The sequence below is a fragment of the Kitasatospora sp. P5_F3 genome (assembly GCF_054049135.1).
Window position 1 is genome coordinate 45,488 of the sequence record NZ_JBFUMY010000028.1, and the last position, 12,709, is coordinate 58,196.

At 69.8% G+C, this 12,709-nt stretch carries 11 protein-coding genes; 4 read left to right on the forward strand and 7 right to left on the reverse strand.

All coding sequences use genetic code 11. The annotated features are described in order from the left end of the window. Positions 1 to 39: 39 nt before the first annotated feature. The 4 genes from ACXJMZ_RS17935 (at position 40) to ACXJMZ_RS17950 (ending at position 4,750) form a co-directional block, all read left to right on the forward strand. On the forward strand, positions 40 to 1,083 hold the full coding sequence (locus tag ACXJMZ_RS17935) for an agmatine deiminase family protein (protein WP_457031052.1): 1,044 nt from the start codon (positions 40 to 42) through the stop codon (positions 1,081 to 1,083). 176 nt (positions 1,084 to 1,259) lie between these two features. After that, the gene (locus ACXJMZ_RS17940) at positions 1,260 to 2,714 is read left to right on the forward strand and encodes an MFS transporter (protein WP_457031053.1); all 1,455 of its coding nucleotides are present in this window, start codon (positions 1,260 to 1,262) and stop codon (positions 2,712 to 2,714) included. Continuing rightward, positions 2,711 to 3,370, forward strand: coding sequence for a TetR/AcrR family transcriptional regulator (locus ACXJMZ_RS17945; RefSeq protein WP_457031054.1), 660 nt, complete (start codon positions 2,711 to 2,713; stop codon positions 3,368 to 3,370). The genes ACXJMZ_RS17940 and ACXJMZ_RS17945 overlap by 4 nt, the downstream gene beginning before the upstream one ends. A 693-nt stretch (positions 3,371 to 4,063) precedes the next feature. Further along, positions 4,064 to 4,750: a hypothetical protein gene (locus ACXJMZ_RS17950; RefSeq protein ID WP_457031055.1), complete on the forward strand. Its 687-nt coding sequence runs from the start codon at positions 4,064 to 4,066 to the stop codon at positions 4,748 to 4,750. Here the strand turns inward: ACXJMZ_RS17950 and ACXJMZ_RS17955 are convergent. From ACXJMZ_RS17955 to ACXJMZ_RS17985, 7 genes are all read right to left on the reverse strand, one after another. Further along, positions 4,719 to 5,393 (reverse strand): SMI1/KNR4 family protein, encoded by a 675-nt coding sequence (locus ACXJMZ_RS17955; protein ID WP_457031105.1) that lies wholly within the window; start codon positions 5,391 to 5,393, stop codon positions 4,719 to 4,721. The two genes, ACXJMZ_RS17950 and ACXJMZ_RS17955, sit on opposite strands and share 32 nt — an antisense overlap. A gap of 435 nt (positions 5,394 to 5,828) precedes the next feature. Beyond that, complete coding sequence (locus ACXJMZ_RS17960; protein ID WP_457031056.1) at positions 5,829 to 6,719, reverse strand: PaaX family transcriptional regulator; 891 nt, start codon at positions 6,717 to 6,719, stop codon at positions 5,829 to 5,831. Positions 6,720 to 6,746: 27 nt separating this feature from the next. After that, a complete protein-coding gene (locus ACXJMZ_RS17965; protein WP_457031057.1) occupies positions 6,747 to 7,235 on the reverse strand; it encodes an acyl-CoA thioesterase in 489 nt (162 codons plus the stop codon). After that, positions 7,202 to 9,577 carry a bifunctional salicylyl-CoA 5-hydroxylase/oxidoreductase gene (locus tag ACXJMZ_RS17970; RefSeq protein ID WP_457031058.1) on the reverse strand — a complete coding sequence of 792 codons (2,376 nt, stop codon included), beginning with the start codon at positions 9,575 to 9,577 and terminating at the stop codon, positions 7,202 to 7,204. Before ACXJMZ_RS17970 ends, ACXJMZ_RS17965 begins: the two co-directional genes overlap by 34 nt. Continuing rightward, the gene (locus ACXJMZ_RS17975) at positions 9,574 to 11,238 is read right to left on the reverse strand and encodes an AMP-binding protein (protein WP_457031059.1); all 1,665 of its coding nucleotides are present in this window, start codon (positions 11,236 to 11,238) and stop codon (positions 9,574 to 9,576) included. Before ACXJMZ_RS17975 ends, ACXJMZ_RS17970 begins: the two co-directional genes overlap by 4 nt. Beyond that, entirely contained in the window at positions 11,235 to 12,161 is a 927-nt protein-coding gene (locus ACXJMZ_RS17980) for an acyl-CoA thioesterase (RefSeq protein ID WP_457031060.1), read from the reverse strand. The genes ACXJMZ_RS17975 and ACXJMZ_RS17980 overlap by 4 nt, the downstream gene beginning before the upstream one ends. Continuing rightward, positions 12,161 to 12,646, reverse strand: a complete 486-nt coding sequence (locus ACXJMZ_RS17985; protein ID WP_457031061.1) for a cupin domain-containing protein — start codon at positions 12,644 to 12,646, stop codon at positions 12,161 to 12,163. The genes ACXJMZ_RS17980 and ACXJMZ_RS17985 overlap by 1 nt, the downstream gene beginning before the upstream one ends. Positions 12,647 to 12,709: the final 63 nt, after the last annotated feature.

Sequence of the window (12,709 nt, forward strand, 5' to 3'; positions counted from 1 at the left end):
CCTCCGCCCTTACCGAGCACCGGACAAGGAACTCCCGACATGACGAACACCCCGGCCGCAGACGGCTTCTCGATGCCCGCCGAGTGGGTCCAGCACGAGCGGACCTGGATGGCGTGGCCCACCTCCAACGCGACCTTCGACGGCGGCGACCACGACCTGCACCACGCCCGCGTCGCCTGGGGCAAGGTCGCCGAGACCATAGCCCGCTACGAACCGGTCACCATGGTCGCCAACGTCGGAGAGGCCGACACCATCGCGCCGTACGTCGACATGCCGCTCACCGTAGTCGAACGCCCCCTCGACGACGCCTGGATCCGCGACAGCGGCCCGACCTTCCTCACCGACGGCGCGGGCAGCCTGGCCGCCGCGGACTGGATCTTCAACGGCTGGGGCGCCCAGGACTGGGCCACCTGGGAACGCGACCAGCACACCGCCGAGCAGGTCATCGAGGTGTCCGGCGCCAAGCGCTACGCGTCGCGCATGGTCAACGAGGGCGGCGGCATCCACGTCGACGGCGAGGGCACCGTCATGATCACCGAGACCGTGCAGCTCGACAAGGGGCGCAACCCCGGCTGGACCAAGGACGACGTAGAGGCCGAACTGCGCGCGTACCTCGGGATCGAGAAGGTCATCTGGCTGCCGCGCGGCCTCACTCGCGACTACGACGTCAACGGGACCCGCGGCCACGTCGACATCGTCGCCTCCTTCGCCCGCCCCGGCGTGGTCCTGTGCCACACCCAGCCCGACCCCGCGCACCCGGACCACGAGGTCGGCAAGGAGAACCTCAAGCTGCTGCGGGCCGCCACGGACGCGCGCGGGCGTGCCCTCGAGGTCGTCGAGATCCCGGCGCCGACCGTGCTGGAGGACGACGGCCACGGCTGGGTCGACTACAGCTACATCAACCACTACGTCGCCAACGGCGTGGTCGTGCTGTGCGCCTTCGACGACCCGCGCGACGAGGAGAACGCCGCGACCTTCGCGAAGCTCTTCCCCGGCCGCACGATCGAACTCGTCGACGCCCGCGAGATCTTCGCGAACGGCGGCGGGATCCACTGCATCACGCAGCAGCAGCCGCGCGTCTGACGTCCCGAGGGCCGGTGTGGAGCTTCCCGCCATCTCCTGCGGGAAGCTCCATCGCGAGCGTGTCCGCTGTCGTTCGGCAGGGCTTCAGTATGCGGAGTTCAATCTCCGGTTCCTCTGCTAGCATCCAGATGCGGAGTCGAATCTCCGCTTAGCTCTTTGCTCTGGAGTCCCCACCCATGCCCCCAACGCCAGGCCGCCCGCACTACAACCTGACCTTCGCCGTGTTGTTGCTCGGCATCGCCGCCTTCTCCCTGCTGCAGTCGCTGATCGTCCCCGTGCTGCCCACCCTGACCCGGGAGCTGCACACCAGTCAGTCCACCGCGACCTGGCTGATGACCGGCTACCTGCTGTCCGCCGCCGTCGCCACCCCGATCCTGGGCCGGGTCGGCGACAAGGTCGGCAAGGAGCGGATGCTGATCGTCACGCTCGTCGCGCTTGCCGGCGGTTCGGCCCTGGCCGGAGCGGCCGACTCGATCACTCCGATGATCATCGCGCGGGTCATCCAGGGCCTGGGCGGCGGCGTGCTGCCGCTTGCCTTCGGGATCATCCGCGACGAGTTTCCCGCGACCAGGGTGCGCGGCGCGGTCGGCGTCGCCTCCGCGCTCACCGCCGCAGGGGCCGGCCTCGGGCTGATCCTGGCCGGACCGATCGTCGAGCACCTGGACTACCACTGGTTGTTCTGGATTCCGATGATGATGACCGTCATCGCCGTCATCGCCACCCACCGGTTCGTACCCGAGTCGCCGGTGCGCACCCCGGGCCGGATCAGCTGGGGCGCGGCCGCGCTGCTCGCCGCCTGGCTGGTCGCCCTGCTGCTGGCCGTCAGCAAGGGGCAGTCCTGGGGCTGGGACTCGGCGCGGATCGTGGGCCTGTTCGCCGCAGCCGTGATCCTCGCCGTCCTGTGGGTCCTGGCCGAGCTACGGTCGGACGCCCCACTGATCGACATGCGGATGCTGCGCGTCCCCGCCGTCTGGACCACGAACCTGGTCGCCCTGCTCGTCGGCGTCGGAATGTACGCCACGATGACCTTCCTGCCGCAGCTGGTGCAGACGCCGAGCGAGGTCGCGGGCTACGGGTTCAGCGCCGGCGTCACCCGGTCCGGGATGTACATGTTGCCGATGAGCGCCGCCATGTTCGTGTTCGGTGTGCTGGCCGGGCCGCTGGCCGCGCGTTTCGGCTCCAAGCGGGTGCTGGTCGGCGGCGGCCTGGTCACGATCGCGCCGATGGTGCTGCTGGCGCTCGCCCACGACCACAGCTGGCAGATCTACCTCGCCTCCGCCCTGCTGGGCGTCGGCCTCGGCAGTTGCTCGTCCGCGATGTCCGCGATCATCGTCGAGGCCGTCCCGCCTGCCCAGACCGGCGCGGCCAGCGGCACGAACGCGAACATCCGGACCGTCGGCGGAGCGATCGGCAGCGCGGTGGCCGCCAGTATCCTGGCCTCCGGGGTCACGGCCGCCCACCCGTTCCCGCAGGACTCCGGCTACACCAGCACCTTCTGGTTCCTGGCCGGGGCCGCGGTGCTCGCGGCGGCTGCGGCACTCCTCATTCCGGCCCACCGCGCCAGCGGGAGCCGCACCGTCATGGACCGCCGGATCGAGGTCCCGGAGAAGAGCGGATCGACCGTCGCATGACCAACCCCCCGGCACAACCCGCACCCCCGACCAAGGCTCTGCGCCGCGACGCGGCCGAGAACCGGAAGCGGTTGTTGCGGGCCGCCTGGGAGGTCTTCGCCGAGGTCGGCCCGGACGCCGGCGTCGAGGAGATCGCCCGGCGAGCCGGGGTCGGTATGGGGACGCTCTACCGGCGGTTCCCCACAAAGGACGCGCTGGTCGAGGCCCTGAGCGACGAGATCCTCGACGCCGTCCTGGACAACACCCGGCGGGTGGCGAGCGCGCAGACGCCGGGACACGGCCTGGAAGACGCCCTCTGGTACATCGGGTCGGTGATGGCCTCCCACCACGGCGGCCTGTCCCGGCTGTGGCAGGTCTCGCCGCCCGGCGCCGACGGGCGCAGGGACGAACTCTGGGCGCTGCTCGGGCAGTTGCTGGAGGAGGCGCGGACCTCTGGCGAGGTGCGCGACGACCTCACACTGACCGACGTGTACCTTTGCGTGCTTGCCATGCGCAGCCTGGTCGACGACACGCAGCGCCTGGCCCCCGAGAGCTGGCGGCGCTTCCTCTCGTTCGCGCTGGCCGGCTTCAGCCCCGCCGAGCAGCCGCTGGCGTACCGGCCCGCCGACGACTCCCTGATCCATGCGGGCACTCCCGCACGGCCGCCACGCGCGTGACCCACCGGCTTTCACGCCTTGATGACGTCGGTCCTGTAAAGGTCGATCGTGGAGTCCACGAGTCCGTAGCCGTAGGCATCGCCGACCGATCCGACCGGGGCGGTGCCTGAGACGGCGGGCTGGGAGTGAGCTCGCTCGGTGTCCGAGGGAGACTCGGACGCTCCACTCAGGCATCAGCTTCACTCCGTCCCGACCTGCACAGACGCACCTGACGCGCCGTTGGTCACCCGTTGGTCACGTGACGGGCCAGCCGTGCTGGAGGGTTTGCCAGCAGGAGGCTCCCGGCCGTTACGGCAGCGGGAGCCCCGAACACGGCACGTCCACAACATCCTGTCGGCCGCCTCGGGTGCGGCGGTGCCCAAGCCAATCCGGGTGAACCTGGCCGCTATGGCCAACCCGCCGACCGGGCGTCAGATCCGAGTCCAGAGGAAGCGGTTCGAGATTGTGGACGATCAAGCTGTGCCACGGCGGGATCATCCCAGCTCAGGTCGACCATCGGGAGCCGGTTTCACGGGCGCATCGATGCGGTCGACCTCGACGACGGGAGAACCCCGGCACGTTACTCCGCGAAGTCCGGGCCGTCAGCCCTGACCGTTAGGGTGCGGCGGGTGCAATCGCTGATCCTGCCCTGTTCCGGCATGAGGTAGTGCGTTGCCTAGGCCGGGCGTCAAGTGATCGGAGTGGAGGCAATCCATGCTGCATCCGTCGGTAGAACTGCTGGCCACCCTTCTGCAGCCGCCGTCCAAGCCTGCCGGAAGTCCGGCGGACTGGGGCCAGGTGGCCACACGGTGGGGTGTGACTTTCCCCGGTGACCATCGTGACTTCCTGGCCGTCTACGGTGCCGGGACGATCGACGACTACCTGGTAGTCGCGACAGTTCTCGATCCTGCTTCGGATCTCAAGGAGTGTGCGGTCAGTGAACTCACCTCTGTCGCGAGGTCGTTGCAACAGGAGGACGGTGAATGGCCTTACCTGGTACGGCCGGACGAGGGAGGATTGATCTGCTGGGGGATGACGGTCGACGCCGCCGTCCTCTACTGGGACACCGCCGACCCCGACCAGTGGCCTGTGGTGGTTCGCAATCGTGAAGGGGACTTCGCGCGCTTCGACTTCGGCATGGCCGAGTTCGTCGTGAGGATGCTCGGCCCCTCCGGAGAGCGCCCGCTCGGTAGCCCCAGACTTTTCGGAGCGCCGAACTCCCGATTTCTGAACGAAGGTGACGAGAAGCGGATCAAAGGCTCGGGCGGCGATCCATGGGGGTACCTGGAGGAGCTCTTCGAATGGCAGCCCCGGGGCGAAAGCCAAACGCCGACGGCCGACGACGCCGTACCTGTCGGGCGAGCGAGAACTACGAACGGCCCCGCTGCTCGCTCTCATTGAGCCAGTCCAGGTACCAGCGCCCGAAAGTCTTCGGTGCGCCGTGCTCGTCAAGCAGCGGGGTGAGGTCCTCGTCGTCCGCTCGGTTGTCGGACCAGATCCGGCCTGCCTCGGGGCCGCTGACGATCAGCCACTGGCGGGCGGCACAGCCGAGATGCGAGATCACGATGGCGCCCACCGTGCGGTCCGGGGAGAACATCACCGGCTCCCAGCGTTCGTCCCAGGCCTCGATGGCGTCGTCGAAGTCCTCGATCTCCTCGAAGTCCTGCTCCTCCGGGCGCTGTTCCCGCAGTGTCCCGACCAGGTCCGGGTCAGGTCCCAGTCGGGGAAACGGCTCAGCGAGCCTGGACAGATCGGCAAGGTCCGCGCCGTCTCCCTCCCAGCGCCAGCGGCCCTGGACGCGACGTACCGGGAAGACGCCGTACGCCGGGCCGGCTCCGCCGGCTCCGACCTGGAGGAGAAACTCTCGGTACTCCTCAGGCAGAACAGCACCTACCTGGCCTTCGAGGTCAGCCACGTCGGCCGGCGTCAACGGCTCGTCCAAGGCAAACCGATGCCCCAGGGAACCGAACACACCCGAACTCGCCGGGCTGACCCCCAGCGAGTGCACACGTTCCCTCACACCAGCCCAAGTTTGATCATTCATGCGGGGAGCGTACGAGGCGTGCCTGACAGTTCTCCGGTGGAGGTCTCGGCGAACGTTCGCCACCATTCGCCCGGCTACACGATGGCTCGGTACGGGCACAGCAGGAGGGACGGGGTCAAGAAGCCGGCGGCCATCACGTCCAGCCGCATGGGTCTTGCTGCGCTGGTCCAGAGCAAAATCATTCCTGTGGGCCACGCGGTGGGTCACACAGCCGCTGCGCGGATCCGGGAAAGCAAAAAACCCCACGTGAAGTGGGGTCTTGCCTGGTGTCCGAGGCCGGACTTGAACCACCGGCCATCGTGGAATGGGCTTCTGCGGTGCTGGACCTGGGTGGGTCCTGATCTGCGGCGACCGCGTTGACGCCAGTCCGCCTCTCGGGAAAACGGCTGGCTGATCACGTCACAGACCCCGCTCTCAGGAGAACCTGATACCACGTCACTTCGGCGCTGCGTCGCCGCCTTCGGTGACGGTCGGCTTCGGCTGCGCGGACCAGTAGTGGGCGGCGTGGGCGAGTGCCGGGCCGTCCAGCTCCGCGACCAACCGCTCGAAGAGGCGGACGGCGGCGGGGCCGCTCCAGTCCTCGGTCAGGACCTCGGGCGGGAGCCCGGGGTCGCGGAACGGCAGCTTGCGCCAGTGGTCGATCACCGAGAGATAGGTGACGAAGGCGTGCTTGCCGTCGATGAAGGAGTCGGCCGCGAGGCGGTCGCTCTCTCCCTCGTAGTCCTCGATGAACTCGCGGTAGCGCCGGTCGATCTCGGCGAGGTCCCAGCCGTTGCGGACCATGGTCGTGAGCTGCTGCCCCCCGAGATAGTCGCCGACGAAGACGGCGCACTGCTCGGTGAGATCCAGCTCGTCGATGGCGCGTTGAGCGGCCGGGAGCATCCGTGCGGGGGCTATCCACACCGCCGAGCCGATGTTGCCGAAGCCGAGCGAGGTCAGGTGCGCGGTCAGCTGGTGGCGCACCGCGCGGGCGGACTCCGGCACGGAGAAGTTCACCAGGCACCAGCCGTCGCCGAGATCGGCCGGCTGCCGCGCGTGCCAGATCACCTCGTCACCGGCCGCGAGTGCCTCCAGCGCAGCGGGCGTCAGGGCGTAGCCGCGCAGGCCGGAGCGGGTCTGCGACTCCAGCCATCCGCGCTTCTTGAGCCGGAAGACCGCCGTCCGGACGCTGGAGGCGTCGAGGCCCGACTGGGCCAGGAGTTCCACCGTGCCCGCGATCGGCATCCAGTTGCCCATGGGGCGGACGACCGCGCCGAGGAAGCTCACGAGCAGGGGCCGGGAACGGCGGGCGGTTGCCGGGGGCCGGGCGCTCTTCGTCTCGCTCATCCCGTTCAGTATCGCCGAGGTGGTCATTCATGATCGCATCGGCCCGCTCAGTGCGGCGATCCACTCCCGGGGCCACGGCATGCTCGCGGCACCGCTGCGGTGGTCGCGGTCGATGTGCGCGGTCACGTAGCGGCCGTGCGCGGCCCGGCGCCGCTGCCGTCCCTCGAACCGCTCGCCCCAGACCTCGAAGGCGAAGGTCATCGAGGCCGTGCCGATGCAGACCAGCTCCACGACCGCGCTGACGTCCTGGCCGAAGAAGAGCGGTGACTCGAAGTCCACCTCGTAGTGGACCCGGGGCGCCACCGGGAAGTATCCGGGCAGGCCCCGCTCGGCCATGAGCGAGGCCTCGGCGGCCTCCACGAATCGCACGATCGCGCTGTTGTGGTAGATGCCCGCCGCGTCGGTGTCGATCCACTCGATCCGGGTCCGGTGGACGCCGACCGGGCTCGGGTCATGGAGTGGGCCCTGGACGCCGGGGCCGGTCACCCGGACACCGTGTCCGGTCCCGGCGTCCACCGCAGGTGCACCTGGCCGGCGGCTCCCTCGCGCAGCAGCTCCAGTCGCGGCGGGATCCGGTCGGTGCGGGAGGTCGGCGGCTTGCGGCGGCCCGCCTCCCACTGGATCGGCCACCGGGCGCCCGCGCCCCGGTACTCCTGTTCGGCGGCGGCCTGCAGGGTCCACTGCGGGTTGTAGAGATGGGTGCGGCCGAGGGCACACAGGTCCGCCCGTCCGGCGAGCAGGACGGAGTTCACGTCGTCGTACGACGAGATGGCACCGACCGCGATCACCTTGACGCCGGCGGGCCCGGCCACCCGGTGGCGGATCTTGTCGGCGAACGGGGTCTGGTAGGAGCGGCCGTAGGCCGGTTTCTCGTCCTGGGTGACCTGCCCCGAGGAGACGTCGATCGCGGCGGCGCCGTGCTCGATGAACGCACGGGCGATCTCCACGGCGTCGTCCTCGGTGTTGCCGTCGGGTACCCAGTCGGTCGCCGAGATGCGGACGGTCACCGGGACCCCGGACGGGACGGCCCGGCGCACAGCGTCGAAGACCTCCAGCGGGAACCGCAGCCGGTTCTCCAGGGTCCCGCCGTACTCGTCGGTGCGCCGGTTGGCGACGGGGGAGAGGAAGGACGACAGGAGGTAGCCGTGGGCGGCGTGCACCTCGACGAGGTCGAAGCCGGCCCGCACTCCGCGCTCGGCGGCCGCGGCGAAGTCGGCGACCACCTTGTCCAGGTCCTCCCGGGTGGCCTCCCGCGGCACGTGGCAGTCGGTGCCGTAGGGGATCGCGGACGGACCGATCACCTCCCAGTTGCCGTCGTCGAGCGGCTGGTCGATGCCCTCCCACATGAGTCTGGTCGAACCCTTGCGACCGGAGTGGCCGAGTTGCAGGCCGATCCTGCCGGTCGTGTGGTCGTGCACGAAGTCGGTGACCCGGCGCCAGGCGTCGCGCTGCTCGTCGGTCCACAGTCCGGGGCAGCCCGGGGTGATCCGGCCCTCGGGCGAGACGCAGACCATCTCGCTCATCACCAAGCCCGCTCCGCCGAGCGCCTTGGAGCCGAGGTGCACCAGGTGGAAGTCACCGGGGACTCCGTTCTCCGAGGAGTACATGTCCATCGGGGAGACGATGACGCGGTTCTTCAGCCGGAGCGGACCGATCCGTACCGGCTGGAACATCGCCGGGGCCACCTCGGCGGCCTGCTCGTGTCGGGCGAACTCGCTCTCCATCAGGGCGGCGAACTCGGCGTCCCGCTCCCTGAGGTTGTCGAACGTGATGCGACGGGACCGGGTCAGCAGGTTGAACGCGAACTGGGCCGGGGCCTGGCCCGCGTACATGCCGATGTTCTCGAACCACTCCAGCGAGGCCTGCGCGGCCCGCTGGGTCGACTCGACGACCGGCTTGCGCTCGAGCTGGTAGGCCTCCAGCGCCTCGGCCACCGTCGGGTGTTCGTGCAGACACGCCGCCAGCGCGAGCGCGTCCTCCATGGCGAGCTTGGTGCCCGAGCCGATCGAGAAGTGGGCGGTGTGCGCCGCGTCGCCGAGCAGCACCACGTTGCCGTCGTGCCACCGCTCGTTTCGGACCGTCGTGAAGTTGAGCCACTTCGAGTTGTTGGTGAGGACCTGATGGCCCTTCAACTCATCGGCGAAGACCTCCCGGATCCTCGCGACGGCGTACTCGTCCGAGACGCCCGGCGGGAGGTCCTGGCCCTCGGTCCGGTCGAAGCCGGCCCGCCGCCAGACGTCCTCGTGCATCTCGACGATGAAGGTCGAACCGGTGCCGGAGAAGGGGTAGCCATGGATCTGCATGGTGCCCCACTCCGTCTGCTTGACGAAGAACTGGAACGCCTCGAAGACCAGGTCGGTGCCGAGCCAGATGTACTTGTTGCACCGCCGGTCCAGCGACGGCCCGAAGACGTCGGCGTACTTCGTCCGGATCGTGGAGTTGAGTCCGTCGGCGGCGAGCACCAGGTCGTGGGACACCCGCAGCTCGTCCACGTCGGGCACCTGCGTCCGGTAGTGGACGGTGACGCCGAGATCGGCGGCCCGCCGCTGCAGGATCCCGAGCAGCTCCTGGCGGCTCATCGCCGCGAAGCCTTGACCGCCGACGGTGAACCGGTGGCCGTTGAACTCGATGTCGATATCGGTCCAGCGGGCGAACCGGCTCTCCATCGCGGCGTGGACGACCTCGTCGGCGTTGTCGATTCCGCTGAGGGTCTCGTCGGAGAAGACGACGCCGAAACCGAAGGTGTCGTCCGGCGCGTTGCGCTCCCAGACGGTGACCTCGTGCGCAGGGTCCAGTTGCTTCATCAGGGAGGCGAAGTACAGGCCTCCCGGGCCGCCGCCGGCGATGGCGATCCTCATGCCTGGTCCTCCATACTGCGGTCCTCCACGCTGCGACCCGCCACGATCTGGCGGAGCTTGAAGTGCTGGAGCTTGCCGCTGGGATTGCGCGGCAGTGCGTCGGTGAAGCGCACCTCGCGCGGATACTTGTACGGGGCGATCTGCTGCTTGACGTGGTCCTGGATCTCCCTGGCCTTCGCCGCGTCGCCGACCACGCCGGCGCGGAGCACGACGAACGCGCAGACGACCGAGCCGCGCTCGGAATCGGGTGCGGCGACGACCGCCGTCTCGGCCACGTCCGGGTGGGTGACGACCGCGGCCTCCACCTCGGGGCCGGCGATGTTGTAGCCGGAGGACACGATCATGTCGTCGTTGCGCGCCTGGAACCAGAAGTAGTCGTCCTCGTCGCGCAGGAAGGTGTCGCCGGTGACGTTCCACCCGTTCACGACGTAGTTCGCCTGCCGATCGTCGTCGAGGTAGCGGCAACCGACCGGGCCGATCACGCCGAGCCGTCCCGCGACGCCGGGGGCGGCCTCCTCGCCGTCCGGCCCGAGGATGGTGGCGCGGTAGCCGGGGACCGGCCGGCCGGTCGCTCCCGGGCGGATGTCCTCGCCGGTGGCCGAGATGAAGATGTGCAGCATCTCGGTGGCGCCGATCCCGTCGATGACCTTGATGCCGAGCTCGTCGCGCAGCTTCTCCCACAGGCCCCGGGGGATGTGTTCCCCCGCGCTGACCGCGGATCGCAGGCCCGAGAGCTGCCGTACCTCGCCGGACTTGACGATCTGCTGGTACGCGGTCGGTGCGGTGGCCAGCACGGTCACGCCGTGATCGGCGACCAGCCGGGCGAGCTCCACCGGGGCGGCGGCCTCGGTGAGGAGGGCGCAGGCGCCTGCCCGGAGTGTGAAAACGACCAGCATGCCCAGGCCGAAGGTGAAGGCGAACGGTGCGGTGCACGCGACCAGGTCGTCGGGGCGCAGCCGCAGCATGCTCTTTCCGAAGGTGTTGTCGATCGACAGGATGTCGCGGTGGAAGTGCACGGTGATCTTCGGGGCGCCGGTGGTGCCCGAGGTCGGCCCGAACAGTGCGACGTCGACCGCTGCGGTGTCGGCCGCAGGGAACCGCCCCGACTTCTTCTCGACCCGGTTGCGCAGGTCGTCGGCCGCGTCGCCGCCGTGGGCCACGACGGCCAGATCCGGCGCGACCGTGTTCCGTACGGTGAACACCTCCTCGAGGAAGCGGTGGTCGACCAGCGCCACGGTCGGCCGGGTCTTCTCCACGATCGGTGCCAGCTCGCGTGCTCGCAGGGCGGCCATGGTGGCGACGGCGATTCCGCCGGCCTTCAGTACGCCAAGCCACGCGGCGACGGTCCAGGGATTGTTGGGGGAGCGCAGCAGCACTCGGTTGCCGGGTACCAGGCCGAGGTCCTCGGTGAGCACCTGGGCGACCTGGTTGGCCCGCCGCTGAAGCTCGCCATAGGTCCAGACCTCGCCGTCCGGCGTGCGCAGCGCAGGCCGGTCCGGGCCGAAGGCCGCCACCGGACGGTCGATCAGCTCGACGGCGGCGTTGAGGCGTTCCGGGTACTGGAGCAGTTCGGTGGTGAACTCCAGCACCGGCCACTGCCCGGCCGGGGGCAGGTGGTCGCGGGCGAAGGTGTCGGCGTGGCCCGAGGGCGGCAGGCTCATCCCCGGCCTGCCTCGGACGTACGGATCATGCCCTCCTGGACGACGGTGGCCAGGTGGGTGCCGTCGGCGTCGAAGAAGCGGCCGGAGGCGAGGCCGCGCCCGGCCTCGGCCGCGCCGGCCTGCTGGGCGTAGAGCAGCCAGCCGTCCGCCGCACCCGGTCGCGGGGCGCGGTGGAACCACATCGCGTGGTCGAGGCTGGCGGTGACCAGACCCTCCTGCGCCCAGTGCAGGCCCAGGACCCGCAGCACCGGCTCCAGGATCGTGTAGTCGCAGACGTAGGCGAGAGCCGCCGTGTCCCGCTGCGCGTCGGTGAGCCCTTCGACCGGCCGGAGGGCGTCGAACGGCTTGACCCAGACCGCCTGGTGGGGCACCTGCGCGCCCTCGACGGTCAGGTAGACCGGGCCCGGCACGTGTCGCATGTCGAAGCTTCGTCCGGTGGACCAGTAGGCCTTCGAGGCCGGCGTCATCGTCCCGCCGGTCCGGTCCGCGAGGTACTCGGCGGAGCTGGGAAGTTCGTCGGGGCCGGGCAGGTCCGGACCGACGGGGGTGTCGCAGTTGTAGCTCGCGCCGGGCTCGCCGGCCGCGAAGTTGGCCAGGCAGACGTAGAGCGGCTTGCCGTTCTGGTAGCCGCGCACCTGCCGGGTCGCGTAGCCCCGGCCGTCGCGCAGCAGCTCCACTTCGTAGCGCACTTCCCTGCCGATCTCGGCGGGGCGCATGAAGTAGGAGTGCATGGAGTGCAGCGTCTTGCCGTCGTCGACGGACCTCATGGCGGCCGCCGCGGCCTGGGCGACGAGGTCGCCGCCGTAGGCCTTCGGCCACGGGCAGGGCTGGGTGACCGCAGTGAAGGCGAGGTCGAGGTGTTCTGCCTGTACGGGGCTCAGGGTGACCGCGGCGGTGAAGGCCTCGGAGGTGGTGTCGGTCATCAGGGCCGCTCCAGCCAGTCGCGCAGGTCCGCGTCCGGGACCTGGGGGAGGTTGACCACGATGTTCTCGGGGGTGCGGGTCGTCATCCACGTCAGCGGCTTGTCGCGGTCGAGGTTGCACTCGACATGGGGCATGAACGGCGGGACGAAGACCCAGTCTCCCTCCGCCATGTCGATGTAGTCCTCGAAGTTCCGGCCGAAGTAGATCCGGCCCCGGCCGGAGAGCACGTAGCCGCCGGTCTCGGCCTCGCCGTGGTGATGCGGCACCGAGCGGTAGCCGCCCTCGTTGTGGACCTTGCCGAACCAGATCCTGGTGGCCGGGGTGTGCTGGATGCTGACCCCCGAGATCCGGGTGGCGCCGGCGGACTGCCCGGTGTCCCCGGGCTCCGTACCGGCCCGGGTCACGACCGGCACCACCAGGCCGCTCGCCGTGGCGTACATCGAGTTGTCGCCCTCAAGGACGTAGTCACTTGGCTGGGGGTCCATCGAAGCTCCTTGCCAGTGGGGAAGTGGGTGAGGAGAAGCGTCAGTTGGCGCAGTGTCAGTTCG

Bases quoted from the DNA above. Each gene is read 5' to 3' on its own strand.
- ACXJMZ_RS17935 (WP_457031052.1), top strand. From the start codon at position 40: ATGACGAACACCCCGGCCGCAGACGGCTTCTCGATGCCCGCCGAGTGG.
- ACXJMZ_RS17940 (WP_457031053.1), top strand. From the start codon at position 1,260: ATGCCCCCAACGCCAGGCCGCCCGCACTACAACCTGACCTTCGCCGTG.
- ACXJMZ_RS17945 (WP_457031054.1), top strand. From the start codon at position 2,711: ATGACCAACCCCCCGGCACAACCCGCACCCCCGACCAAGGCTCTGCGC.
- ACXJMZ_RS17950 (WP_457031055.1), top strand. From the start codon at position 4,064: ATGCTGCATCCGTCGGTAGAACTGCTGGCCACCCTTCTGCAGCCGCCG.
- ACXJMZ_RS17955 (WP_457031105.1), bottom strand. From the start codon at position 5,393: ATGAATGATCAAACTTGGGCTGGTGTGAGGGAACGTGTGCACTCGCTG.
- ACXJMZ_RS17960 (WP_457031056.1), bottom strand. From the start codon at position 6,719: ATGAGCGAGACGAAGAGCGCCCGGCCCCCGGCAACCGCCCGCCGTTCC.
- ACXJMZ_RS17970 (WP_457031058.1), bottom strand. From the start codon at position 9,577: ATGAGGATCGCCATCGCCGGCGGCGGCCCGGGAGGCCTGTACTTCGCC.
- ACXJMZ_RS17975 (WP_457031059.1), bottom strand. From the start codon at position 11,238: ATGAGCCTGCCGCCCTCGGGCCACGCCGACACCTTCGCCCGCGACCAC.
- ACXJMZ_RS17980 (WP_457031060.1), bottom strand. From the start codon at position 12,161: ATGACCGACACCACCTCCGAGGCCTTCACCGCCGCGGTCACCCTGAGC.
- ACXJMZ_RS17985 (WP_457031061.1), bottom strand. From the start codon at position 12,646: ATGGACCCCCAGCCAAGTGACTACGTCCTTGAGGGCGACAACTCGATG.